This is a genomic window from Streptococcus mitis (assembly GCF_023109515.1).
Lineage (GTDB): Bacteria > Bacillota > Bacilli > Lactobacillales > Streptococcaceae > Streptococcus > Streptococcus mitis_CS.
The window spans coordinates 875,263-897,979 of sequence record NZ_JALDUM010000001.1 but is presented as its reverse complement, the minus strand read 5'-3'; the positions used below and the strand labels follow the sequence as shown (position 1 = coordinate 897,979).

Sequence of the window (22,717 nt, the reverse complement as noted above, 5' to 3'; positions counted from 1 at the left end):
TATGAGAAAGAACCAATTGCAAGTTCACAAATTAACCATTTTATCTATGATGATTGCCCTTGATGTAGTCCTTACGCCTATCTTTCGGATTGAGGGAATGGCACCGATGTCCAGTGTAGTCAATATTCTAGCAGGAATCATGATGGGACCTGTTTATGCCTTGGCCATGGCTACAGTGACAGCCTTTATCCGTATGACGACTCAAGGGATTCCGCCTTTAGCTCTCACAGGAGCGACTTTTGGAGCCCTTCTAGCAGGTCTCTTTTATAAGTATGGTAGAAAATTTTACTTTTCTGCTTTGGGAGAAATTTTGGGAACAGGTATTATTGGTTCTATTGTTTCCTATCCTGTTATGGTACTCTTTACAGGATCGGCCGCTAAGCTTAGTTGGTTTATCTACACTCCTCGATTTTTCGGTGCAACCTTGATTGGTACAGCGATTTCCTTTATTGCCTTTCGATTTTTAATCAAGCAGGAATTCTTTAAAAAAGTTCAGGGATATTTCTTTGATGAAAGGATAGACTGATGCAGGCATTTACAAATCCTTTTCCTCTGGCAACGACTTCCCTCATTCACTGTATTACCAATGAGATTTCTTGTGAGATGCTAGCAAATGGGATTTTGGCTCTGGGATGTAAACCAGTTATGGCAGATGATCCCCGTGAGGTTCTTGATTTTACTAAGCAAAGCCAGGCACTCTTCATCAATTTGGGGCATTTGTCAGCTGAGAAGGAAAAAGCAATCCGTATGGCAGCTTCTTATGCAGATCAAGTTTGTCTTCCAATGGTAGTAGATGCAGTTGGCGTAACAGTTTCATCCATTCGTAAGAGCTTAGTTAAAGACCTTTTAGACTATAGACCTACGGTACTTAAAGGAAATATGTCGGAAATCCGAAGTCTTGTTGGCTTAAAACACCACGGCGTTGGGGTAGATGCGAGTGCTAAAGATCAAGAAACTGAGGATTTGCTTCAAGTCTTGAAAGACTGGTGTCAGATCTATCCAGGTATGTCATTCTTAGTCACAGGCCCTAAGGACCTCATCGTTTCGAAGAATCAGGTCGCTGTACTGGGAAATGGCTGTGCTGAATTAGACTGGATAACAGGGACAGGAGACTTGGTTGGAGCTTTAACAGCTGTTTTTCTCAGCCAAGGAAAGACTGCCTTTGAAGCTTCTTTCCTAGCGGTTTCTTATCTCAATATCTCCGCTGAGAGAATAGTTGTTCAAGGAATGGGATTGGAAGATTTTCGTTACCAAGTACTCAATCAGCTTTCACTCCTCAAAAGAGATGAAAACTGGCTAGATGCTATCAAAGGAGAGGTTTATGAATAGAGAAGCACTTAGACTATATCTGGTAACCAATCGCTACCAAGATTCCTTGCAAAGTTTTCTTGAAAAGATTGAGACGGCTTGCCGCTCAGGGGTTACCATAGTCCAATTACGAGAAAAAAATCTCACAACAAATCAATATTATCAACTGGCAAAACAAGTCAAGGAAATAACAGATGCCTATCAGGTACCCTTGATAATCGATGATCGTTTGGATGTTTGTCTTGCGGTTGATGCTGCTGGTCTGCATATCGGAGACGATGAACTACCAGTTTCGGTTGCCCGACAAGTCTTGGGCCCTGACAAAATCCTCGGTGTTACAGCTAAAACTGTAAAAAGAGCTCTCGAGGCAGAAGAAGGAGGGGCGAATTACTTGGGGACAGGAGCCATTTTCCCGACTACGACCAAGGAAAATGCGCCTATCACCCTGATTTCAACCTTGAAGACAATTTGCCAAAGGGTCGCTATTCCAGTAGTTGCTATCGGAGGCTTGACATCAGAGAATATTGACCAACTTATCGGCACTGACATAGCTGGAGTTGCTGTAGTGCGTGATTTGATGCAAGCAGAAGATATTGAGGAAAAAACACAAGCCTTTTTAACAAAGCTGGATGACATTATTTGCTAATTAATACTCAATGAAAATCAAAGATCAAACTAGGAAGCTAGTTGCAGATTGCTCAAAGCATAGCTTTGAGGTTGCAGATAAAGCTGATGCAGTTTGAAGAGATTTTCGAAGAGTATAAAAACTCTCTAATTCCCTTAAAGTGGGAACTAGAGAGTTTTTTTAATCTTTAAAACTTGTATGGTTGACTGGGCCAGAACCATGACCGAGTTGAGGGGCATCTTGGATGGCTTTAGTGATAAAGGCCTTGGCCTTATCAACTGCTTGATAGAGGGTTTTACCCTTGGCAAGTTCAGCCGTAATCACTGCAGCAAAGGTACATCCAGTACCATGGGTGTGACAGGTTTGAATTCGTGGACTTTCCCAGACAAATTGGTCATCCTTGGTAAAGAGGAAATCCTTGGCACCGCCTTCGAGATGCCCACCTTTGATGACCACAGACTGAGGACCAAATTCTTTTAAAATCAGGCGACCGGCACGCTGCATGTCTTCAGGATCATGGATTGAAAAACCAACAATCTCTTCTGCCTCAGGAAGATTCGGAGTGATAATGGTTGCAAGGGGAAGTAGGTTTGTTTTTAGGTAGCTTCTGGCACTGGTATCAATCAGGGTGTCTCCGCTCGTAGCGACCATAACAGGGTCAAGGACGTAGGGACAGTCCAGCATTTTAAGATAGGGTTGGATGATTTCCATGATTTCGGTAGTTGCCAACATCCCAGTTTTTACAGCCTGAGGCTTGATATCCGAAAAGACACTGTCCAATTGGGCTTTCAACATTTGAGGAGAAACGTGCTCGATCAATTGAACGCCTCTGGTATTTTGAGCGACAAGACTGGTCACAACGGCCATCCCATAGACATCTCTAGCTTGGAACGACTTTAAGTCAGCCATAATGCCAGCACCACCACTAGGGTCAGTCCCTGCAATGGTCAAAGCAACGGGTAAATAAGTCATCTAAAACCTCCCAACCAACTGAAGTTTGTATTCTTAAGAACAAGCTAGTTTGTTTCAGGAAGGCAATAGAAGACTGCTAGTCCCCATTATCATTTCCACTTCCATCAGCTAGCATTACCTAGATTGAGTCAAAGGGTCTAACAGTTGTTAATCTCAGCTTTACGCACCCCTAGTGGTTGTTTTCTTTTTTCTTTAGTATAGCATATTTTTATAGTTTATATAGTAAGATTTGACTGAAAATCCTTTATCAAATGGTTAAAATTCAAATTTTCAAAGAAAAGATTAATTTCATAGTTGACAAATGTAGATTTTAAGAGTATACTGATAATTGTAATTGACAAATGTAGATTTTGGAGGTGTGATTATGCAGATTTCAGATGCAGAATGGCAGGTCATGAAGATTATTTGGATGCAAGGAGAGCAGACCAGTACGGATTTGATCAGGGTTCTGGCGGAGCGGTTCGATTGGTCCAAGTCGACCATTCAAACTCTTTTGGCTCGTCTGGTTGAGAAAGAGTGTCTGACTCGGAAAAAAGAAGGCAAGTCCTTTGTCTATTCAGCCCTTTTAACTTTGGACCAAAGTCGGGATTTACTTGTCCAAGATATCAAGGACAAGGTTTGTTCTCGTAGGATTAAGAACTTGTTGGCTGATTTGATTGCTGAATGTGATTTTACTCAGGCTGACTTGGAAGACTTGGAAGCTGTGATTTCTGAGAAGAAATCAAGCGCTGTAACAGAAGTAAGATGTAATTGTATGTAAAGGAGACGTCATGTTAAATAGTATTGTAACCATTGTTTGTATTGCCCTTATCGCGTTTATCTTGTTCTGGTTTTTCAAAAAGCCTGAAAAATCTGGACAAAAGGCCCAGCAAAAAAACGGCTACCAAGAGATTCGAGTGGAAGTCATGGGAGGCTATACGCCTGAGTTGATTATCCTCAAGAAATCAGTGCCAGCCCGTATTGTCTTTGACCGTAAGGACCCTTCACCCTGTCTAGACCAAATTGTTTTTCCAGATTTTGGTGTACATGCGGACCTGCCTATGGGCGAAGAGTATGTAGTGGAAATCACGCCTGAGCAGGCTGGAGAGTATGGTTTCTCTTGTGGCATGAATATGATGCACGGCAAGATGATTGTAGAATAGGAGAATGATATGACTGAAATTGTAAAAGCAAGTCTTGAAAATGGTGTTCAAAAAATCCGTATTACAGCTGAGAAAGGCTATCATCCAGCCCATATCCAGCTTCAAAAGGGAATTCCAGCTGAGATTACCTTTCATCGTGCTACGCCTTCAAACTGTTATAAGGAAATTCTGTTTGAAGAAGAAGGCATCTTGGAACCAATCGGCGTAGATGAGGAGAAAGTCATTCGTTTTACACCTCAAGAATTAGGTCAACATGAATTTTCTTGTGGTATGAAGATGCAAAAGGGAAGTTATACAGTTGTTGAGAAGACTCGAAAATCTCTATCACTTTTACAGCGTTTTTGGATTACTAGTATCTTTACTGTGCCTCTTGTGATCCTCATGATTGGGATGTCGACAGGAGGAATTAGTCACCAAGTCATGCGTTGGGGCACCTTTTTAGCCACAACACCGATTATGCTAGTAGCAGGTGGTCCTTATATCCAAAGTGCTTGGGCTAGTTTTAAAAAGCACAATGCCAACATGGATACCTTGGTTGCTCTGGGAACCCTAGTGGCCTATTTCTATAGCTTAGTTGCCCTCTTCGCTGGCCTCCCCGTTTACTTTGAAAGTGCTGCATTTATCTTCTTCTTCGTTCTTATGGGAGCCGTTTTTGAGGAGAAAATGCGGAAAAATACTTCCCAAGCTGTGGAGAAATTACTTGACTTGCAGGCTAAAACTGCAGAAGTCTTGCGTGAGGATAACTATGTTCAAGTCCCTTTGGAGCAAGTCAAGGTAGGTGACCTGATTCGAGTGCGTCCCGGTGAAAAGATTGCGGTTGATGGTGTCGTAGTAGAAGGTATCTCTAGTATTGATGAGTCTATGGTGACAGGTGAGAGTCTGCCTGTGGACAAGACAGTTGGAGATACTGTGATTGGCTCAACCATCAATAATAGTGGAACGCTTGTTTTTAGAGCAGAAAAAGTTGGTTCAGAGACTGTTTTGGCTCAGATTGTGGATTTTGTGAAGAAAGCTCAGACAAGTCGTGCGCCGATTCAGGACTTGACGGATAAAATTTCAGGCATTTTTGTCCCAGCAGTTGTCATTTTAGGGATTGTGACCTTTTGGGTTTGGTTCGTCTTGCTCAGGGATAGTGTAGTCGTGCTTGGAGCGAGCTTTGTGTCTTCGCTTCTCTATGGAGTAGCAGTTCTGATTATTGCCTGCCCTTGTGCATTGGGACTTGCAACACCGACAGCCCTTATGGTGGGGACAGGTCGCAGTGCCAAGATGGGAGTTCTCCTCAAAAATGGAACGGTTCTACAGGAAATCCAGAAAGTCCAAACCATTGTCTTTGATAAAACAGGGACTTTGACTGAAGGGAAACCTGTGGTCACAGATATCATCGGCGACGAAGTAGAAGTGCTTGGATTGGCAGCTTCCTTGGAAGAAGCTTCTCAACACCCACTGGCTGAAGCCGTTGTGAAACGAGCGAGTGAAGCTGGACTTGAGTTTCAAACTGTTGAAAATTTCCAAGCCTTGCACGGAAAAGGTGTCTCAGGGCAAATCAATGGAAAACAAGTTTTGCTTGGAAATGCTAAAATGCTAGATGGCATGGATATTTCTAGCACTTATCAGGAAAAACTAGAAGAACTAGAAAAAGAAGCTAAGACAGTTGTGTTCTTAGCTGTGGACAATGAAATCAAAGGCCTGCTTGCTCTGCAAGATATTCCAAAGGAAAATGCTAAGCTTGCCATCAGTCAGTTGAAAAAGCGTGGTCTTAAAACAGTCATGCTGACAGGAGATAATGCTGGTGTGGCGCGTGCCATTGCCGATCAGATCGGAATCGAAGAGGTCATTGCAGGTGTCTTGCCAGAGGAAAAAGCCCATGAAATCCATAAACTACAAGCAGCTGGGAAAGTAGCCTTTGTTGGTGATGGGATTAATGACGCTCCTGCCCTCAGTGTAGCAGATGTGGGGATTGCTATGGGAGCTGGAACGGATATCGCTATCGAGTCAGCAGATTTAGTGTTGACAACCAATAACCTCCTAGGCGTGGTTCGTGCCTTTGACATGAGTAAGAAAACCTTTAATCGAATTCTGCTCAATCTTTTCTGGGCCTTTATCTACAATGTCGCCGGAATTCCGATTGCAGCAGGAGTCTTTTCAGGTGTTGGACTGGCTCTCAACCCAGAACTTGCAGGTCTAGCCATGGCCTTTAGTTCTGTATCCGTTCTGACCAGTTCACTCTTACTAAACTTTAGTAAAATAGACTAAAAGCGGGCTTGCTCGCTTTTTATACTCTTCAAAAATCTCTTCCAACCACGTCAGCTTTGTCTGCAACCTCAAAGCTGTGCTTTGAGCAACCTGCGGCTAGCTTTCTAGTTAGTTCTTTGATTTTCATTGAGTATTATAAAACAGAAACTAAAAACGTTTTCAAACTGTACTGTAATAGAGAATAAAAACTTCTGAGCAGATTCTTAGTAAAGTCAAAATAAATGTGATAAATTAGTATTGTAAAAATTTACTGAAACGTTTTCAAAAACTATATGAAACCTTTTTTAGTAGATTTAAAAATATTTGAAGGAGAGTTATCATTATGACTCAAGGGAAAATTACTGCATCTGCAGCAATGCTTAACGTATTGAAAACATGGGGCGTAGACACAATCTACGGTATCCCATCAGGAACACTCAGCTCATTGATGGACGCTTTGGCTGAAGACAAAGATATCCGCTTCTTGCAAGTTCGCCACGAAGAAACAGGTGCTCTTGCAGCGGTTATGCAAGCTAAATTCGGCGGCTCAATCGGGGTTGCAGTTGGTTCAGGTGGTCCAGGTGCGACTCACTTGATTAACGGTGTTTACGATGCAGCTATGGATAACACTCCATTCCTAGCAATCCTTGGATCACGTCCAGTTAACGAATTGAACATGGATGCTTTCCAAGAATTGAACCAAAACCCAATGTACAACGGTATCGCTGTATATAACAAACGTGTAGCTTACGCTGAGCAATTGCCAAAAGTTATTGACGAAGCTTGCCGTGCTGCAGTTTCTAAAAAAGGTCCAGCTGTTGTTGAAATCCCAGTAAACTTCGGTTTCCAAGAAATCGACGAAAACTCATACTACGGTTCAGGTTCATACGAACGTTCATTCATCGCTCCTGCTTTGAACGAAGTTGAAATCAACAAAGCTGTTGAAATCTTGAACAATGCTGAACGTCCAGTTATCTATGCTGGTTACGGTGGTGTTAAAGCTGGTGAAGTGATCACTGAATTGTCACGTAAAATCAAAGCACCAATCATCACAACTGGTAAAAACTTTGAAGCTTTTGAATGGAACTATGAAGGTTTGACAGGTTCTGCTTACCGTGTTGGTTGGAAACCAGCCAACGAAGTGGTCTTTGAAGCAGACACAGTTCTTTTCCTTGGTTCAAACTTCCCATTTGCTGAAGTTTACGAAGCATTCAAGAATACTGAAAAATTCATCCAAGTGGATATCGACCCTTACAAACTTGGTAAACGTCATGCCCTAGACGCTTCAATCCTTGGTGATGCAGGTCAAGCAGCGAAAGCAATCCTTGACAAAGTGAATCCAGTTGAATCTACTCCATGGTGGCGTGCAAACGTTAAGAACAACCAAAACTGGCGTGATTACATGAACAAACTCGAAGGTAAAACTGAGGGTGAATTGCAATTGTATCAAGTTTACAATGCAATCAACAAACATGCTGATCAAGACGCTATCTATTCAATCGACGTAGGTGACACTACTCAAACATCTACTCGTCACCTTCACATGACACCTAAGAACATGTGGCGTACATCTCCACTCTTTGCGACAATGGGTATTGCCCTTCCTGGTGGTATCGCTGCTAAGAAAGACAATCAAGATCGCCAAGTATGGAACATCATGGGTGACGGTGCATTCAACATGTGCTACCCAGACGTTATCACAAACGTTCAATACGACCTTCCAGTTATCAACGTTGTCTTCTCAAATGGTAAATATGCCTTCATCAAGGACAAATACGAAGACACAAACAAACACTTGTTTGGTTGTGACTTCCCTAATGCTGACTATGCGAAAATCGCTGAAGCTCAAGGAGCTGTTGGATTTACAGTTGACCGTATCGAAGACATCGATGCAGTTATTGCAGAAGCTGTTAAATTGAACAAAGAAGGTAAAACTGTTGTTATCGATGCTCGCATCACCCCACACCGTCCACTTCCAGTAGAAGTACTTGAATTGGATCCAAAACTTCACTCAGAAGAAGCAATCAAAGCCTTCAAGGAAAAATACGAAGCAGAAGAACTCGTACCATTCCGCCTCTTCTTGGAAGAAGAAGGGTTGCAATCACGCGCAATTAAATAATTTCTCTCGTCGAAAATCAAATGTAAACTGCGTTATCTTCACCTTGCCGTACTCCAGTACTGCCTGCGGTTTGATGCCTTGTTTATTCTTTGATTTTCATAGAGAGAAACTTGAAAAGATCGGAGCAATTCGGTCTTTTTCTGGAGGATAGTAAATGAATTTAAATCAATTAGATATTATCGTTTCAGATGTTCCCCAAGTCTGTGCTGACTTGGAGCGTATTTTGGATAAACAGGCAGACTATGTTGACCAAGGTTTTGCTCAGTTTACGATTGGCCGTCACTGTCTGATGTTGTCCCAAAATCATTTGATTCCTGTGGAAGATTTTCAGTCAGGAATCATTCTTCATATCGAGGTTGAGGATGTAGACCAGAATTACCAACGTTTAAAAGAGATCGGTGTCGAGATTTTACACGGTATTTGTGAAACGGATTGGGGAACAGAGTCCTTATTAGTTAAAGGCCCTGCTGGTCTAGTAATTGATTTTTATCGTATGAAATAAGGGGCTTAGTTATTTGAAGATAACCTTAATTATTCTTAAAACAGAATGTGAGAATATGAACTATTGAAAGATCGGAGCAATCCGGTCTTTTTATATAAAGAAATTGCATATATAAAAAAATTGCATATAAATAGTTGACAACGTTTTCTTAAAATCTTATAATAAAAATATAACAGCAGAAAATAAGACTGATATGGAAAGGAGAAATATTTTTTAAATAGCTGTAGTAAGTGAATTTTCTTATTTCACTGGAACTTGGGATTGAAATATCTCCATGAATAGATAGAGAGCAACCTTTTTAAACAATGTAGAAAGGAGTAGTCTATGTATAACATACTAAAACGAAGCCTTGCAACTTTTTCCTTTGTTTTAATTGCTTTTGTTAGCCTTTTCTTTATTAGCCAATATAAAAGTGAAATGTTGGGTGGATATAGTAAGATGATTTCTGTAGAGAAATCTACTACTACCATTAAGAAGGATTTAGAAGAGATTGCAAAAGATAAACAGAGTGTTTTAGCTCGTAGGATTGTTTCTGTAAAGGATAATGTTAGGGGAAAGACAGAAAATACCTACATACCAATTGGAGGTGAACTACCTGTAGATTTACCATTACAACAAGATCAAAACCTAATCCAAAATGCATCTGATGATACTTTATATTTGATTGTAAGAGGAAACTTAAGTGCACAGGAGCTAGCACAAGCTTTAAACCAAAAAGGACATCAAGCTATTGTTGAACAATCAAGTTCTGGTTTGACCTTGTTAAAGGTATTTTTGACTTATCCTCAATCGATTACTTTTACATTAGTTTTGATAATTGCTTTTGGGATTCTGACACTAGCTGACTACATAGCCAAACTGCGTTCTGTAAGTATAGAACGATTGTCAGGTAGAGGGAAATATCAAATTGCTTTGAGAAATATTAGCAAAGATAGTATTTTCTTAATATTGATAGCAAGTATAGTTTATTTAGCGACAGTTTTATTCTTATTTTCTACTAGAACTGTAAACATTTTGTCGTTAAGTCTAGTATTTTATCCTTTGCTTTCTTGGTTATTTCTTTTACTTTTTTTAAATTTCTTTTTATCAAATATTTTTTACCATATTTTACAAAAGCAAGCTCTTAATCTATCCATAAAAGGTAGGGCACCTTTGCATCTTGTGTTCATTTTGGTTATTTTGACGCAGTTACTATCTCTTTTAATCGTGATGTATAGCGTTTATGGTGTTGTTAACTTAAATCAACAATTGTCAACATTACAAGTAGGACGAGACGAATGGAGTAAGCATTCTAATTATTTTGCTACTAATGAATTATATACTGGGGAGTCAAATAAAGATAGAGAAGCAGAAGTAGCTTTTTATTCAGAACTTAGTCAAAAAACAAATCTCCTTTATATAGATACAAATCTAGATAAAATTGCTTTTCAAAAGAGTTCTTCAGCTAATTCTTATTATCCTACCCCAGATATGGTATCAAATGAAATTCGTGTGAATCGACGTTTTGTTGAAAAAAGTGGAATTCAGTTGAGTATGGAAGCTCAAGCATTCTTTGAACAGATGGGAGATTTTGATCGTCTCGTGTTAATACCAAAGAATCAAGAATCAAACTTTTCAGAATTACATAAGGCTTGGTTGCGATATGAACAAAAAGGCTTTGCTCCAGATGATGCTCCTGTAAAAAAGAAAGATCCTAATGAGAAAATTGAGATAGCCACTTATCAAGGCGGTGAAAATCTATTTGTTTACCCTATCTTCACTTCGGTTAATTACTTAGTGAATCAAAATGCTTTTGTTCATGAACCAATTATTACTGTGTTTGGTTCTGCTTATGAAAATAGAACAATTCGCCAATTCTCTTTGGCACATTATATTTTTGATAAACCCGAGGTAGTGAAAGAATTGATTTCTAAATACAAGTTAACAGCTAGTATTGGTAGTTTTTCAAATGGCATGTATTCATTTGAAAATAGAATTCAAAAAGTAGAGACAGATAGATTTATATTATTTTTTGCGATGATTATTAGTTTTGTGAGTTCCATTTTATTGATGGTATTACTGAACACTCTTTACCTCTATCAAGGGCGCAAAACTTATTTCATTGAGAGATTAGCAGGGAAGTCACTTTTTGAAATTCATCATGTTTATTTTTCAATTTTATCTAGTAGCTATATTTTTTGTACTTTATTGTCAGTAATATTAGGCTTCAATTTGTTTGTAATTTCTATTCCTTTGCTCTCATTGCTATTATTTACAGGAATTTTTCTTCTTCAACTGAGACAAGATAAAAAGGCTAATATTTTATATCTAAAAGGAGGTTAGTATGATTGAATTGAAAGATATTTGTAAACAATTTGATGATTATGTTATTTTTAAAGACTTTAATTATCAATTTCATGAAGGTCAGACCTATGCTTTGATAGGTGAGTCTGGAGCAGGCAAAACAACTCTTTTAAATATTATAGGTAAGTTAGAAACTGTCCAAAGCGGTTCAGTAGAAGTTGATGGTAAGGACTTAAAACAAATTAAGGAAAAAATCTATTTTAAGGATTATGTAAGCTACTTATTTCAAAATTATGGTTTAATTGAAAATAAGAGTATTAAAGATAATTTAGAACTTGCATTTATTGGTAGAAAAGAAAGCAAAAAAGAACAAGAAGTTCTTATGAAAGAAGCCTTGGAGCATGTTCATTTACAATTAGATTTAAAACGTAAGATTTTTACTCTTTCAGGTGGTGAAGCGCAGCGTGTCGCAATTGCTAAAATAATGTTAAAGGATTCCCCAATAATCTTAGCAGATGAACCAACAGCCTCTCTTGATAGTAGGAATAGTCTTGAAATTATTGACCTTATTCTTGGATTACGGAATGAAAAACGTACGATTATTATTGCAACTCATGATAGTAGTGTATATGAACGAATGGATCAGGTTGTAGAAATTAGAAAGGAAAAGATATGAAAACAAAATTTAGTTTGACAACAATTTTTTTCCAAGTAATGATTTTTGGTTCTTCTCTCTTTGTAATACTGACTCAATTTGGTTTACTACGTCAACCTACAAAGCTAATTATACAGATGATTTGCTTACTAAGTTTGTTATCTTTAGCTATAGCGATTTGGAATTATGTACGTGAAGAAAAAGACTGAACAGATCGGAGCAATCCGGTCTTTTTATGGAGGATAGTAAATGAATTTAAATCAATTAGATATTATCGTTTCAGATGTTCCCCAAGTCTGTGCTGACTTGGAGCGTATTTTGGATAAACAGGCAGACTATGTTGACCAAGGTTTTGCTCAGTTTACGATTGGCCGTCACTGTCTGATGTTGTCCCAAAATCATTTGATTCCTGTGGAAGATTTTCAGTCAGGAATCATTCTTCATATCGAGGTTGAGGATGTAGACCAGAATTACCAACGGTTGAAAGAACTTGGTATCCAGGTTTTAAACGGACCAACTGTAACCGATTGGGGAACAGAGTCCTTATTAGTTAAAGGGCCTGCTGGTCTAGTGATTGATTTTTATCGTATGAAGTAGGTAATTCTATTATCAAATTTTTTATCTAAACATTCTTGGAGTGAAACTTAAAAAGATCGGAGCAATTCGATCTTTTTTGTATTTATGCGACTTTCAGTCCGTCTCGCTCCGTTAGGTGCGAGACAAAAAACCACCCGTTTTCACGGGTGGTTATGATTTCTACACTTATTGTTTGGCTTCCTGTTTTAATTGTTGCACCTGTTCCTCGTACTGGACAAGCTCCCTGTCTTTTATATTGATAGTCGCTTCTGCTTCAGCAATGCGGCTTCTCAGATCTTGAGTCTTGTTATGGTGATAGCTAATACCAATAGCACTACCAGCAATGATCCCGATTACTAGACAAGTAAAAATCACCAAAATCAAGGGAGCAGATAGTTGTGTAAAGACAAGACTGACAGTTACTGTTTGACGATTGAGTAGACCAAATGAGATCACAATGACTAATAAGCTCAAACCGCCAATTAGATAAGCCTTATCTTTCAGTGACAATTCATTAAATTTTTTTAGCATAAGTTCCTTTTCTCCTGACTATGTTGATAGAAAACTACACACCATTTAGGTATTAACAAAATTCATTTTACTAGAAAATTTCGATACTGTCAATAATTTCTAACGGCTTATTTACCATCAATCAATCGATTCATTGAAAAGGAGTATTCATTTTCTAATATTTGATTGAGTAAACAGAACGGAGCAATTCGGTCTTTTTTCTGTTCCCTCTTTCTTATAACAAGATTGTGATAGTTTATATCTTTATAACAAAAGTTTTAAAGACTTGATTGTTTTGAAAGAATATTTTAAAATAAGATTCAGTAAAAATGAAAGAGGTTTTGAAAATGTCTGAAAAACAAATGAAAATTTTAGGTTGGGTAGCGACCTTTATGTCTGTTATGATGTATGTGTCTTACTTCCCACAAATCATGAACAATCTGGCTGGTCAAAAAGGAAATTTCATCCAGCCCTTGGTTGCTGCCATCAACTGTAGTCTCTGGGTTTACTACGGTCTTTTCAAAAAAGAAAGAGATATCCCCCTTGCAGCAGCTAATGCACCAGGTATTATTTTTGGCCTAGTGACGGTTATTACAGCTTTGATTTAAAAGGAACAGAGGAGACTAGTTTTCAGTCTTCTTTTTTGTTTCAGGGGAGGCTATTTACTTTTTCTAGAGGATAATTTTTTAAAAAACAATCTGATAAACTTAAATAGTAGAATAGTATCAGTATGTCACAGTATTTTATAAGAAAAGGTTTACAGAATAAGTTATAATATAAGTAAATGAACAAGCAAATAAGAAAGTGAGTAGAGTTATGACCGAAAAACTGACTTTTCCGGATGGTTTCTTGTGGGGCGGAGCGACAGCTGCCAACCAGTGTGAGGGTGCTTATAATTTAGAAGGTCGTGGATTGGCGAATGTGGATGTCGTCCCCATCGGTCCAGATCGTGAAGCCATTATCACAGGTCAGAAAAAGATGTTTTCGTTTGAGGAGGGCTATTTTTACCCAGCCAAGCAAGCTATTGATATGTACCATCATTACAAGGAAGATATTGCCCTTTTTGCGGAAATGGGCTTTAAGACTTATCGTCTATCCATTGCTTGGACTCGGATTTTTCCTAAGGGCGACGAAACAGTGCCAAATGAAGCTGGTCTAGCCTTTTATGAGGATTTATTTAAGGAGTGCCACAAGTATGGTATCCAACCTCTGGTGACTATCACTCATTTCGACTGTCCTATGCACTTGATTACAGAGTACGGTGGTTGGCGCAATCGTCGGATGTTAGACTTCTATGAAAAACTTTGTCGCACACTCTTTACCCGCTATAAGGGTTTGGTCAAATATTGGCTTACCTTCAACGAAATCAACATGATTCTCCATGCCCCCTTTATGGGAGCTGGGCTCTGTTTTGAAGAAGGAGAAAATCAAGAACTGGTTAAATATCAGGCTGCACACTATGAGTTGGTAGCTTCAGCTCTTGCGACAAAGATTGCCCACGAAATTGACCCAGAAAATAAGGTGGGATGTATGTTGGCTGCAGGGCAATACTATCCTAACACAGCCCATCCAAGAGACTACTGGGCAGCCATGGAGGAAGACCGCAAGAGTTACTTCTTCATTGATGTTCAAGCGCGTGGAGAATACCCAAACTACGCCAAGAAGCAGTGGGAGCGTGAGCGAATCGAGATTCAAATGACTGCAGAAGATTTAGAGTTGTTGAAGGACAATACTGTTGACTTTGTTTCCTTCTCTTACTATGCAAGTCTAGTAGCCTCAGGCGATCCAGAAGTTAAAGAATTAACTGCTGGAAATATCTTTGCCTCTCTCAAAAATCCTTATCTTGAATCCTCAGAATGGGGATGGCAGATTGACCCACTTGGTCTTCGTATCACCCTCAATGCTATCTGGGATCGTTACCAAAAGCCAATGTTCATCGTGGAAAACGGTCTAGGTGCTATGGATACACCGGATGAGAATGGTCATGTAGCAGATGACTATCGGATTGCTTACTTAGAGGCTCATATCAAGGCCATGCGAGATGCCATTTACCAAGATGGCGTTGACTTGCTTGGTTATACGACTTGGGGCTGTATCGATCTGGTTTCAGCTGGAACAGGCGAAATGAACAAGCGCTATGGCTTTATCTATGTGGATCGAGATAATGCTGGTCATGGAAGCCTCAAACGGAGCAAGAAGAAATCCTTCTACTGGTACAAGGATGTCATTGCTAGCAATGGTGCAATCATTGAGTAGATCACATTTATTCACTATTTTTATAAAATCTTCTCCCTACTTTATAAGATGTGAAAAAGAGTTCAACTGGAACTCTTTTTTTGCTATAATGAGGGGAGAAAAATCAGACAGGAGAATAAGATGTCAGAACCATTATTTTTACAATCAGTTATGCAAGAAAAAATCTGGGGTGGAACCAGGCTACGTGATGAGTTTGGCTACGACATCCCAAGTGAAAAAATCGGAGAATATTGGGCCATCTCAGCCCATCCAAATGGTGTCTCTAAAGTTGCCAATGGTCGCTACGAGGGAACAGATCTTGCTACTTTATATGCAGAGCACCGTGAATTGTTTGGCAATCGTCCAGAACCTGTATTTCCGCTTTTGACTAAGATTCTGGATGCTAACGACTGGCTCAGCGTTCAAGTTCACCCAGACGATGCTTATGGACTGGAGCATGAAGGCGAACTCGGAAAAACAGAATGCTGGTACATCATCGCTGCGGATGAAGGTTCAGAGATTATCTATGGTCACAATGCCAAGTCAAAAGAAGAACTTCGCCAGCAAATTGAGGACAAGAATTGGGATGCTTTGTTGACAAAAGTACCAGTTAAAGCTGGAGATTTCTTCTATGTGCCAAGTGGCACCATGCATGCTATCGGTGCAGGTATTTTAATCCTTGAAACACAACAATCTAGTGACACTACCTACCGTGTCTATGACTTTGACCGTAAGGATGATAATGGTAACTTACGTGAACTTCACCTTGAAAAATCCATTGATGTCTTGAACATTGGTGAGCCTGCAAATAGCCGTCCTGTAACTATCAAAGCAGATGATTTGCTTTCAACTCTTCTTGTATCAAATGATTTCTTTGCTGTCTACAAGTGGGAAATTACTGGAAAAGTTGACTTTGAAAAGACGGCTGACTACAGCTTATTCAGTGTCTTGGCTGGTCAAGGTCAACTGACTGTCGATGGGAAAAACTATCCAATCCAAAAAGGCAGCCACTTTATCTTACCAAGTGATGTTGAAGCTTGGACCTTGGAAGGGCAAGGTTTGGAATTAATTGTTAGCCATCCATAAAAAAGAAAGGGCCTGAGTTCATTACTCAAGTCCTTTTTGATTACATAAATTGGGCGATGAAGACCACGATGATGATGATTGGAATGATGAAACGAAGAAGGAAGAGCCAGACTTGGAACAGTCCCTGTTTCCATGCTGTTTCATCGAGATGGAGTTCCTCCATGGCAAAAGCTTTTTTAAAGATATAGCCTGTAAAAAGTGAAAGGCAGAGAGCTCCAAATGGCATGAGAAGATTGGAAACCAAGAAATCCATAGCGTCAAAGAAGGTCTTCCCAAAAATGTGAACATCTGCCATAACACCGTAAGAAAGGGCTGAAGGGATTCCAAAGACAAAGGTCAAAATTCCTAAAATAACACTCCATTTGGCACGCTTGCTGTTGTCCTGATTGGTGATATTGCCTACATTGATTTCCAGCATAACGACGGAAGAAGTGACTGTCGCAAAGAGGAAGAGCAAGAGGAAGAGGATGTAGAAAATGGTTCCAAAAGGCATCTTGTCAAAGAGTTGAGGCAAGACGATAAAGAGCAGGCTCGGTCCTCCTTCAGATTGGATATTGAAGGCTGACATGGCTGGGAAAATGGCTAGACCCGCCATGATGGATACCGAGATGTTCATGGCTACAATAGAAATTCCTGACTGGACCAGATTGGTTTTCTTATCCAAGTAAGAAGCATAGGTCAGCATGGCTGTAACCCCTAGTGAGAGGGCAAAGAAAGATTGTCCCAGAGCATAGAGGAGACCAGCACTTGTCAGCTTAGAGAAGTCTGGTTTTAGGAAGTAAAGAACCCCTTCCATGGCATTTGGCAAACTGAGAGAACGACCGATGATGACGACAAAGATGATAAAGAGCAGGGGCATCATGACTTTCGAAGCTCTTTCAATCCCTTTTTGAACCCCACGTGATACAATGAAGATATTCAATAGGATAAAGGCTGCTTGAGCTCCTAGGGCAATGGCTGGATTTGAAATGATTGAAGTAAATAACTGAGCATAATCCCCCGTTCCACCAATTTGGAACAATTTTCCAAACTCAATGCCTAGATAGACTAAAATCCAGCCGCCAATAACACTGTAAAACGATAAAAGGATAAAAAGGGCAAAGGCACCAATCCAACCGATAAAGTTGTACTTACTATTCTTGCCTAGTTTTCCAAAGGTTTTGATTGCTGAGACACCAGCACTTCGGCCGAGGGCGAATTCAGCAAGCAAGAGAGGGAAACCGATTAAAATAGTGGAAACGAGAAAGACCAGTAAAAAGCCTCCTCCACCGTTAGCAGCAGTCATGTAGGGGAATTTCCAAACGGCACCAAGTCCGATGGCTGAACCAGCAGATGCTAGGATAAAGCCCAGTTTAGAACCCCATTGAGATTTTTCAGACATAGTTAAACTCCTAAAATTAGTATTACAAAAGAAAAAGCTACTGCCCTTGGCAAATAGCCTCATAAGTACTCAAAATGAGCGTTTCTTTTGATTGATAGACTTGACTATCCTATCATGTTTTCTAAGGCCTGTCAAGAAAACCATTTTCAAGCTTTTAGACCTTTCTTTAACAGTTTAAAAAATCTCATAAAAACACTTGACTCTGACCTAAGGGGAGGGGTTATACTATTAGTGGAAGGAGGAAATCATGTACCATATAAAAGAAGCTGCCCAGCTTTCAGGTGTCTCTGTCAAGACCCTGCACCACTACGACAAGATAGGCCTTCTGGTCCCTTTAAAGTCAGAAAACGGATATCGAACTTACAGTCAAGAGGATTTGGAACGCCTTCAGGTCATTCTTTACTACAAATATCTAGGTTTTTCTTTGGAAAAAATAGCAGAGCTGTTAAAGGAAGATAGATCAGATTTGTTGCCTCACTTGACCAGACAGTTGGACTATTTGACCAGAGAAAGGCAACATCTGGATACCTTGATTTCAACCTTGCAAAAAACCATTCAAGAACAAAAAGGAGAAAGAGAAATGAGCATTGAGGAAAAATTCGCTGGATTTAACTACCAAGACCATCAAAAATACCACCAAGAGGCGGTAGAGAAATATGGACAAGAAGTCATGGACCAAGCGCTGGAGCGCCAGAAAGGTCACGAAAACGAGGCTACAGCTGCCTTCAACCAAGTTTTTCAAGCTTTGGCACAAAATCTTCAAGCTGGTCTACCTGTAACAGCAACAGAAAACCAAGAAGAAGCTGCCAAACTCTTGCAAGCCATCCGTACTTATGGATTTGACTGCTCTATTGAGGTATTCGGTCACATCGGTAAAGGCTACGTCTACAACCCAGAATTTAAGGAAAACATTGACAAATTTGGACCTGGAACAGCCCAGTACACATCAGATGTGATTGCCCACTATGTCCAAACTCAGACAAAATAAAATCGGAGGAGTATTCTTCCGATTTTTCTACTATAGAGTTTTTAATCATAATGCAGGCTTCCCGCCACCCAGCCGGTACAGAGGGCAGAAGTGATGTTAAAGCCCCCCGTATGAGCATTGATATCCAGTACCTCGCCCGCAAAGTGGAGGCCAGGGACCAGCTTACTTTCTAGAGTTTTAGGATTGATTTCCTTGAGACTGACGCCACCCTTGGTAACAAATGACTTGGCAAGAGACATTTTACCAGTTACAGGGATTTTGAGATTTTTGATAGACTGGAGCAGTTGTTCGCGTTCCTTTTCAGTCAGTTGTTTGACTTTGTCAGGATAGCCTTGCACAAAAAATTCTGCCAAGCGTTCTGGAAACAAGTTTTTTGAAGCATTTTTTAGAGATTTTTCCCGATTTTCTTCTAGAAATGTAGCCAAGTCTTTCTCAGAAAGTTGAGGTAGAACATCCAGTGAGAGAACCTCCCCACCCTTGACAAAACTAGACATACGCAGGGCAGCAGGGCCTGACAAACCAAAGTGGGTAAAGAGCAAATCATGAGTGATGACATGCTTGTCGTAGCTAAGGGTCACATCGTCCAATGAAATTCCTTGCAAGGCCTTGTGTGGAAAATCTGTCAACAAAGGACTTTCAGCGGCTTCAAGTTCGGTAATGGTGTGTTTAAAATGACGGGCAATCTCATGTCCAAAACCAGTCGAACCAGTGGAAGGATAGGATTTTCCACCAGTTGTGACAATCAGTTTATCACAAGTGAAGATTTGGTCAGCTGATTTAAGAACAAATTGGTCATCCACCTTTTTAACCGAAACAATCTCGGTTTGAGTAGCGACTTGACCGCCTAGCTCAGTAATTTTCTTTTCCAAAGCCTCGATTATAGTTCGTGATTTGTCACTAGCCGGAAAGACGCGGCCGTGGTCTTCGACCTTAAGTTTAACACCATTTTCAGTAAAAAAGTTGATGATATCATGGTTATCAAATTGGGAGAAGACACTGTAGAGAAAGCGCCCATTTCCAGGGATGCCAGCTAGTAGGTCGTCCAAGCTACCATTGTTGGTCACATTGCAGCGTCCCCCACCAGTCCCAGCTAATTTTTTTCCAAGTTTCCGATTTTTTTCGATGAGGAGGGTTTTCTGTCCATAAAAGCTACTGGAAATCGTAGCCATCATACCAGCAGGACCTCCACCAATGACAATAGTATCAAAATGTTTCATAGCTCTATTGTACCACAAAAAACAAGAGATGATGGTCACCTCTTGTCAAGAATGCAATTAATCAATTTCATATCCCATCAGCAAACCGCCATCTTCCGCATAAAAACTGCAGAGACCAGATGTTGGGAGAATTTTAATATCCGCCTGTGGGAAGGTTTCATGGATTCGCTCTGAAAGCTGTTGGCAACATTTCTCGTTATTGCGTTGAGCCATGACAATACGGCCACCAGCATATCCAGCCTTGACTAATTCTTCATAGGCAGCTTGAACTGATTTCTTTGGTCCTCGTGCTTTTTGTAGCAATTCGAGAGTTCCAGTTTCACTAGCTTCTCCGACCATACGGATATTTAGAAGGCCAACGACCGTACCGATAAGCTTGCTCAAACGGCCGTTCTTCACCAAGTTATCGACTTTGGCTAGGACAAAAAGTAACTTGGTTTTTTCTTGATAGGCAGTGATAGCTTCAACCACTTCTTCAAAAGATAAGCCCTGGTCAATCAAGTCATTCAATTTTTCTACGAGCAAGTCAACTTCCCCACCAGCAGACAAACTATCAATCACATGAATCTTAGTGTCAGGATGTTCTTCCAGATAAATATTTTTTGCTAGTTGAGCACTATTGTGGCTGCCAGAAAGAGTACCAGTGATGGTTACTAGGAAAATGTTTTTGGCTCCTTCAAATGCTCGCAAATAATCATCTGGGCTTGGACAAGCTGATTTTGAAGCTTCTGCAGTTGCATACATGGTTTCCATCATTTGGTCAATGTCAAGATTGGCATCATCAACAAAGACCTGATCAGCTACTTGAATGGTTAAGGGGACACTTACAAAGGTCGTGTCAATAGCTGGTGTTGCCAGCTGACGATAATCACAACCAGAGTCAGCAATAATCTTCCAAGTCATAGAAATTCTCCATCTTTGTCAGTTATACATTGACAAAGGTTCTGTCTTTTTTTACAATTATATCATGAAAACCCTTGAAACAAAAGCCTCATCCGTCTGTTGTGACAAGTAGAAAGAAAATGTTATGTCTGAACGTAGAATCTCTGAAAAATCTCTTGAAAATCTCAGAAAATCAAACCAAGAATCCAATTTATTAACTAGAGAAGCCATCGAAACAGCCCTCTTGCAACTCTTGGAAAAAAAGGACTTGACCAAGATTAGTATTTCTGAATTGGTCAAACGTGCAGGCGTTTCTCGTGCAGCCTTTTACCGTAATTATGATTCCAAAGAGGAGATTTTAGAAAGCGTCTTTAAACGAACTGTCCACAATATTATGGAACAGTTGCATCATTATGATTTAAAGACAGACCTTTATCTGGTCTGGGTTCACCTTTTCCGAGAAGCAAGAAAGGAAGCCAGAGTGATTCAATTGGCCTTAGATTACCATCTGGAAAAAATCTTTGTCCAAGCCATGCAGGAATTTCTAGAAAAGTATCATGGAAAATCAAAAGGTGTCAGCTCTTATCTTCATTCCTTCTGGAGCTCGGCCATCGTCTCTGTCCTTCTAAAATGGATCAAGGATGGCATGAAGGTACCTGCTGAAAAGATAGCGGATTTACGGTTACCATTTTTTAAAAAATAGAGAAAAAGGAGAAAAGAGATGACTGAAAAAAGACTGGCCTGGGATGAGTATTTTGCAGCCCAAGCCTTACTAATTGCCAATCGTTCCACTTGTAAACGTGCCAAAGTGGGCGCGATTTTGGTAAAAGATAATAAGGTAATTTCCACTGGTTACAATGGTTCAGTATCAGGAACCGAGCATTGTATTGACCACGAATGTCTAGTCATTGAAGGCCACTGTGTTCGCACCCTTCACGCTGAGGTCAATGCTATCCTTCAAGGTGCAGAACGTGGTGTTCCTAAAGGTTTTACAGCCTATGTAACCCATTTTCCTTGTCTGAATTGTACCAAACAATTATTGCAGGTCGGCTGCAAGCGCGTGGTATATATCAACCAGTACAGAATGGACGACTACGCCCAATACCTTTATCAAGAAAAAGGGACAGAATTGACTCATTTACCACTTGAGACAGTACAGACAGCTCTTAAAGAGGCTGATCTAATGTAAAAAATATCAAAAATAAATGGTTTAGAAAGATTTTTAAACCGTTTTTTGGTATAATAAGAAGAATAAATTGAAAGAAGGAATTCCAAAAATGGGAAAAATTGAAGTTATTAATCATCCATTAATTCAACACAAATTGTCAATCTTGCGTCGTACAGATACTTCTACAAAAGCTTTTCGTGAGCTAGTAGATGAGATTGCAATGTTGATGGGGTATGAAGTACTTCGTGATCTTCCACTAGAAGATGTGGAAATCGAAACACCAATCACAAAAACAGTTCAAAAACAATTGGCAGGTAAGAAATTGGCCATCGTTCCAATCTTGCGTGCAGGTATCGGAATGGTTGATGGACTCTTGAGCTTGGTTCCAGCTGCTAAGGTTGGTCACATCGGTATGTACCGTGATGAAGAAACGCTTCAACCAGTTGAGTACTTGGTGAAATTGCCTGAAGATATTGACCAACGTCAAATTTTTGTCGTAGACCCAATGTTGGCAACAGGTGGCTCAGCAATCTTGGCTGTTGATTCTCTTAAAAAACGTGGCGCATCAAATATCAAATTTGTCTGCCTTGTATCTGCTCCAGAAGGTGTAAAAGCCCTTCAAGAAGCTCATCCAGATGTAGAAATCTTTACAGCAGCCTTGGATGAACGTTTGAACGAACATGGATATATCGTTCCAGGTCTTGGAGATGCTGGGGACCGCTTGTTCGGTACGAAATAAGATCGAAAAGAAGATTGACTTGGAAAAGGATTTCCAGTCGTGAAAGGGGGTTGAATTTTTGTTTCTGTCTAATGAAAGCAGAGCAAAAATTTGACCT

At 40.0% G+C, this 22,717-nt stretch carries 24 protein-coding genes and 1 riboswitch; of the genes, 19 read left to right on the top strand and 5 right to left on the bottom strand.

What is annotated here, in order from left to right:
- The first annotated feature begins 1 nt into the window (after window position 1).
- From thiW to thiE, 3 genes are read left to right on the top strand one after another with little or no spacing between them, the layout of a single operon-like run.
- A complete protein-coding gene (gene thiW, locus M1G05_RS04470; protein ID WP_247953189.1) occupies window positions 2-526 on the top strand; it encodes an energy coupling factor transporter S component ThiW in 525 nt (174 codons plus the stop codon).
- A complete protein-coding gene (gene thiM / locus M1G05_RS04465; RefSeq protein ID WP_001147718.1) occupies window positions 526-1,329 on the top strand; it encodes a hydroxyethylthiazole kinase in 804 nt (267 codons plus the stop codon). The genes thiW and thiM overlap by 1 nt, the downstream gene beginning before the upstream one ends.
- The gene (gene thiE / locus M1G05_RS04460; RefSeq protein WP_247953188.1) at window positions 1,322-1,954 is read left to right on the top strand and encodes a thiamine phosphate synthase; all 633 of its coding nucleotides are present in this window, start codon (window positions 1,322-1,324) and stop codon (window positions 1,952-1,954) included. The genes thiM and thiE overlap by 8 nt, the downstream gene beginning before the upstream one ends.
- Window positions 1,955-2,113: 159 nt before the next feature.
- On the opposite strand, the gene thiD is transcribed toward thiE, so the two are convergent.
- Window positions 2,114-2,905, bottom strand: a complete 792-nt coding sequence (thiD, locus tag M1G05_RS04455) for a bifunctional hydroxymethylpyrimidine kinase/phosphomethylpyrimidine kinase (RefSeq protein WP_153199564.1) — start codon at window positions 2,903-2,905, stop codon at window positions 2,114-2,116.
- 83 nt (window positions 2,906-2,988) lie between these two features.
- A riboswitch (TPP riboswitch) is annotated at window positions 2,989-3,086 on the bottom strand.
- 183 nt (window positions 3,087-3,269) lie between these two features.
- Here thiD and M1G05_RS04450 point away from each other — a divergent pair.
- From M1G05_RS04450 to M1G05_RS04410, 9 genes are all read left to right on the top strand, one after another.
- Window positions 3,270-3,665: a CopY/TcrY family copper transport repressor gene (locus M1G05_RS04450; protein ID WP_001167205.1), complete on the top strand. Its 396-nt coding sequence runs from the start codon at window positions 3,270-3,272 to the stop codon at window positions 3,663-3,665.
- A 10-nt stretch (window positions 3,666-3,675) separates the two neighbouring features.
- A complete protein-coding gene (locus tag M1G05_RS04445) occupies window positions 3,676-4,047 on the top strand; it encodes a cupredoxin domain-containing protein (protein WP_000935077.1) in 372 nt (123 codons plus the stop codon).
- 9 nt (window positions 4,048-4,056) lie between these two features.
- Complete coding sequence (locus tag M1G05_RS04440; protein ID WP_247953187.1) at window positions 4,057-6,300, top strand: heavy metal translocating P-type ATPase; 2,244 nt, start codon at window positions 4,057-4,059, stop codon at window positions 6,298-6,300.
- Window positions 6,301-6,622: 322 nt separating this feature from the next.
- The gene (gene spxB, locus M1G05_RS04435; protein WP_247953186.1) at window positions 6,623-8,398 is read left to right on the top strand and encodes a pyruvate oxidase; all 1,776 of its coding nucleotides are present in this window, start codon (window positions 6,623-6,625) and stop codon (window positions 8,396-8,398) included.
- A 154-nt stretch (window positions 8,399-8,552) separates the two neighbouring features.
- A complete protein-coding gene (locus tag M1G05_RS04430; protein ID WP_001052647.1) occupies window positions 8,553-8,900 on the top strand; it encodes a VOC family protein in 348 nt (115 codons plus the stop codon).
- 324 nt (window positions 8,901-9,224) lie between these two features.
- Window positions 9,225-11,222, top strand: coding sequence for a DUF1430 domain-containing protein (locus tag M1G05_RS04425; protein WP_000282371.1), 1,998 nt, complete (start codon window positions 9,225-9,227; stop codon window positions 11,220-11,222).
- 1 nt (window position 11,223) lies between these two features.
- Window positions 11,224-11,859, top strand: a complete 636-nt coding sequence (locus M1G05_RS04420; protein WP_084926646.1) for a putative bacteriocin export ABC transporter — start codon at window positions 11,224-11,226, stop codon at window positions 11,857-11,859.
- Entirely contained in the window at window positions 11,856-12,047 is a 192-nt protein-coding gene (locus M1G05_RS04415) for a hypothetical protein (RefSeq protein WP_000850052.1), read from the top strand. Before M1G05_RS04420 ends, M1G05_RS04415 begins: the two co-directional genes overlap by 4 nt.
- A gap of 40 nt (window positions 12,048-12,087) precedes the next feature.
- Window positions 12,088-12,435, top strand: a complete 348-nt coding sequence (locus tag M1G05_RS04410) for a VOC family protein (protein WP_247953185.1) — start codon at window positions 12,088-12,090, stop codon at window positions 12,433-12,435.
- A 165-nt stretch (window positions 12,436-12,600) separates the two neighbouring features.
- Here M1G05_RS04410 and M1G05_RS04405 read toward each other — a convergent pair whose 3' ends face one another.
- Window positions 12,601-12,945, bottom strand: a complete 345-nt coding sequence (locus M1G05_RS04405) for a lipopolysaccharide assembly protein LapA domain-containing protein (protein WP_000913393.1) — start codon at window positions 12,943-12,945, stop codon at window positions 12,601-12,603.
- Between the two features lie 326 nt (window positions 12,946-13,271).
- Between M1G05_RS04405 and M1G05_RS04400 the strand changes: the two genes are divergently transcribed.
- From M1G05_RS04400 to manA, 3 genes are all read left to right on the top strand, one after another.
- Window positions 13,272-13,532 (top strand): SemiSWEET family transporter, encoded by a 261-nt coding sequence (locus M1G05_RS04400; protein WP_001291472.1) that lies wholly within the window; start codon window positions 13,272-13,274, stop codon window positions 13,530-13,532.
- Window positions 13,533-13,740: 208 nt separating this feature from the next.
- Window positions 13,741-15,180 (top strand): 6-phospho-beta-glucosidase, encoded by a 1,440-nt coding sequence (locus M1G05_RS04395; RefSeq protein ID WP_247953184.1) that lies wholly within the window; start codon window positions 13,741-13,743, stop codon window positions 15,178-15,180.
- A gap of 120 nt (window positions 15,181-15,300) precedes the next feature.
- Window positions 15,301-16,245 (top strand): mannose-6-phosphate isomerase, class I, encoded by a 945-nt coding sequence (gene manA, locus M1G05_RS04390; RefSeq protein ID WP_247953183.1) that lies wholly within the window; start codon window positions 15,301-15,303, stop codon window positions 16,243-16,245.
- Window positions 16,246-16,285: 40 nt separating this feature from the next.
- On the opposite strand, the gene M1G05_RS04385 is transcribed toward manA, so the two are convergent.
- Complete coding sequence (locus M1G05_RS04385; protein WP_247953182.1) at window positions 16,286-17,626, bottom strand: sodium-dependent transporter; 1,341 nt, start codon at window positions 17,624-17,626, stop codon at window positions 16,286-16,288.
- 247 nt (window positions 17,627-17,873) lie between these two features.
- Between M1G05_RS04385 and M1G05_RS04380 the strand changes: the two genes are divergently transcribed.
- A complete protein-coding gene (locus tag M1G05_RS04380; protein WP_004256800.1) occupies window positions 17,874-18,614 on the top strand; it encodes a MerR family transcriptional regulator in 741 nt (246 codons plus the stop codon).
- A gap of 41 nt (window positions 18,615-18,655) precedes the next feature.
- On the opposite strand, the gene aao is transcribed toward M1G05_RS04380, so the two are convergent.
- On the bottom strand, window positions 18,656-19,831 hold the full coding sequence (aao, locus tag M1G05_RS04375; RefSeq protein ID WP_247953181.1) for an aminoacetone oxidase: 1,176 nt from the start codon (window positions 19,829-19,831) through the stop codon (window positions 18,656-18,658).
- Between the two features lie 57 nt (window positions 19,832-19,888).
- Window positions 19,889-20,734 carry a DegV family protein gene (locus tag M1G05_RS04370; RefSeq protein WP_004256807.1) on the bottom strand — a complete coding sequence of 282 codons (846 nt, stop codon included), beginning with the start codon at window positions 20,732-20,734 and terminating at the stop codon, window positions 19,889-19,891.
- Window positions 20,735-20,858: 124 nt separating this feature from the next.
- On the opposite strand from M1G05_RS04370, the gene M1G05_RS04365 reads away from it, so the two are divergent.
- From M1G05_RS04365 to upp, 3 genes are all read left to right on the top strand, one after another.
- Complete coding sequence (locus M1G05_RS04365) at window positions 20,859-21,416, top strand: TetR/AcrR family transcriptional regulator (RefSeq protein WP_000004136.1); 558 nt, start codon at window positions 20,859-20,861, stop codon at window positions 21,414-21,416.
- A gap of 18 nt (window positions 21,417-21,434) precedes the next feature.
- Complete coding sequence (locus tag M1G05_RS04360; RefSeq protein WP_000136976.1) at window positions 21,435-21,902, top strand: deoxycytidylate deaminase; 468 nt, start codon at window positions 21,435-21,437, stop codon at window positions 21,900-21,902.
- 88 nt (window positions 21,903-21,990) lie between these two features.
- Window positions 21,991-22,620, top strand: coding sequence for a uracil phosphoribosyltransferase (upp, locus tag M1G05_RS04355; protein WP_000515974.1), 630 nt, complete (start codon window positions 21,991-21,993; stop codon window positions 22,618-22,620).
- Window positions 22,621-22,717: the final 97 nt, after the last annotated feature.

Coding starts and splice junctions, on each gene's coding strand:
- M1G05_RS04365 (WP_000004136.1), top strand. CDS start 20,859: ATGTCTGAACGTAGAATCTCTGAAAAATCTCTTGAAAATCTCAGAAAA.
- thiW (WP_247953189.1), top strand. CDS start 2: ATGAGAAAGAACCAATTGCAAGTTCACAAATTAACCATTTTATCTATG.
- M1G05_RS04405 (WP_000913393.1), bottom strand. CDS start 12,945: ATGCTAAAAAAATTTAATGAATTGTCACTGAAAGATAAGGCTTATCTA.
- M1G05_RS04380 (WP_004256800.1), top strand. CDS start 17,874: ATGTACCATATAAAAGAAGCTGCCCAGCTTTCAGGTGTCTCTGTCAAG.
- manA (WP_247953183.1), top strand. CDS start 15,301: ATGTCAGAACCATTATTTTTACAATCAGTTATGCAAGAAAAAATCTGG.
- M1G05_RS04420 (WP_084926646.1), top strand. CDS start 11,224: ATGATTGAATTGAAAGATATTTGTAAACAATTTGATGATTATGTTATT.
- M1G05_RS04415 (WP_000850052.1), top strand. CDS start 11,856: ATGAAAACAAAATTTAGTTTGACAACAATTTTTTTCCAAGTAATGATT.
- M1G05_RS04395 (WP_247953184.1), top strand. CDS start 13,741: ATGACCGAAAAACTGACTTTTCCGGATGGTTTCTTGTGGGGCGGAGCG.
- aao (WP_247953181.1), bottom strand. CDS start 19,831: ATGAAACATTTTGATACTATTGTCATTGGTGGAGGTCCTGCTGGTATG.
- M1G05_RS04410 (WP_247953185.1), top strand. CDS start 12,088: ATGAATTTAAATCAATTAGATATTATCGTTTCAGATGTTCCCCAAGTC.
- thiE (WP_247953188.1), top strand. CDS start 1,322: ATGAATAGAGAAGCACTTAGACTATATCTGGTAACCAATCGCTACCAA.
- spxB (WP_247953186.1), top strand. CDS start 6,623: ATGACTCAAGGGAAAATTACTGCATCTGCAGCAATGCTTAACGTATTG.
- M1G05_RS04440 (WP_247953187.1), top strand. CDS start 4,057: ATGACTGAAATTGTAAAAGCAAGTCTTGAAAATGGTGTTCAAAAAATC.
- M1G05_RS04425 (WP_000282371.1), top strand. CDS start 9,225: ATGTATAACATACTAAAACGAAGCCTTGCAACTTTTTCCTTTGTTTTA.
- thiD (WP_153199564.1), bottom strand. CDS start 2,905: ATGACTTATTTACCCGTTGCTTTGACCATTGCAGGGACTGACCCTAGT.
- M1G05_RS04400 (WP_001291472.1), top strand. CDS start 13,272: ATGTCTGAAAAACAAATGAAAATTTTAGGTTGGGTAGCGACCTTTATG.
- M1G05_RS04450 (WP_001167205.1), top strand. CDS start 3,270: ATGCAGATTTCAGATGCAGAATGGCAGGTCATGAAGATTATTTGGATG.
- M1G05_RS04430 (WP_001052647.1), top strand. CDS start 8,553: ATGAATTTAAATCAATTAGATATTATCGTTTCAGATGTTCCCCAAGTC.
- M1G05_RS04360 (WP_000136976.1), top strand. CDS start 21,435: ATGACTGAAAAAAGACTGGCCTGGGATGAGTATTTTGCAGCCCAAGCC.
- upp (WP_000515974.1), top strand. CDS start 21,991: ATGGGAAAAATTGAAGTTATTAATCATCCATTAATTCAACACAAATTG.
- M1G05_RS04445 (WP_000935077.1), top strand. CDS start 3,676: ATGTTAAATAGTATTGTAACCATTGTTTGTATTGCCCTTATCGCGTTT.
- M1G05_RS04370 (WP_004256807.1), bottom strand. CDS start 20,734: ATGACTTGGAAGATTATTGCTGACTCTGGTTGTGATTATCGTCAGCTG.
- M1G05_RS04385 (WP_247953182.1), bottom strand. CDS start 17,626: ATGTCTGAAAAATCTCAATGGGGTTCTAAACTGGGCTTTATCCTAGCA.
- thiM (WP_001147718.1), top strand. CDS start 526: ATGCAGGCATTTACAAATCCTTTTCCTCTGGCAACGACTTCCCTCATT.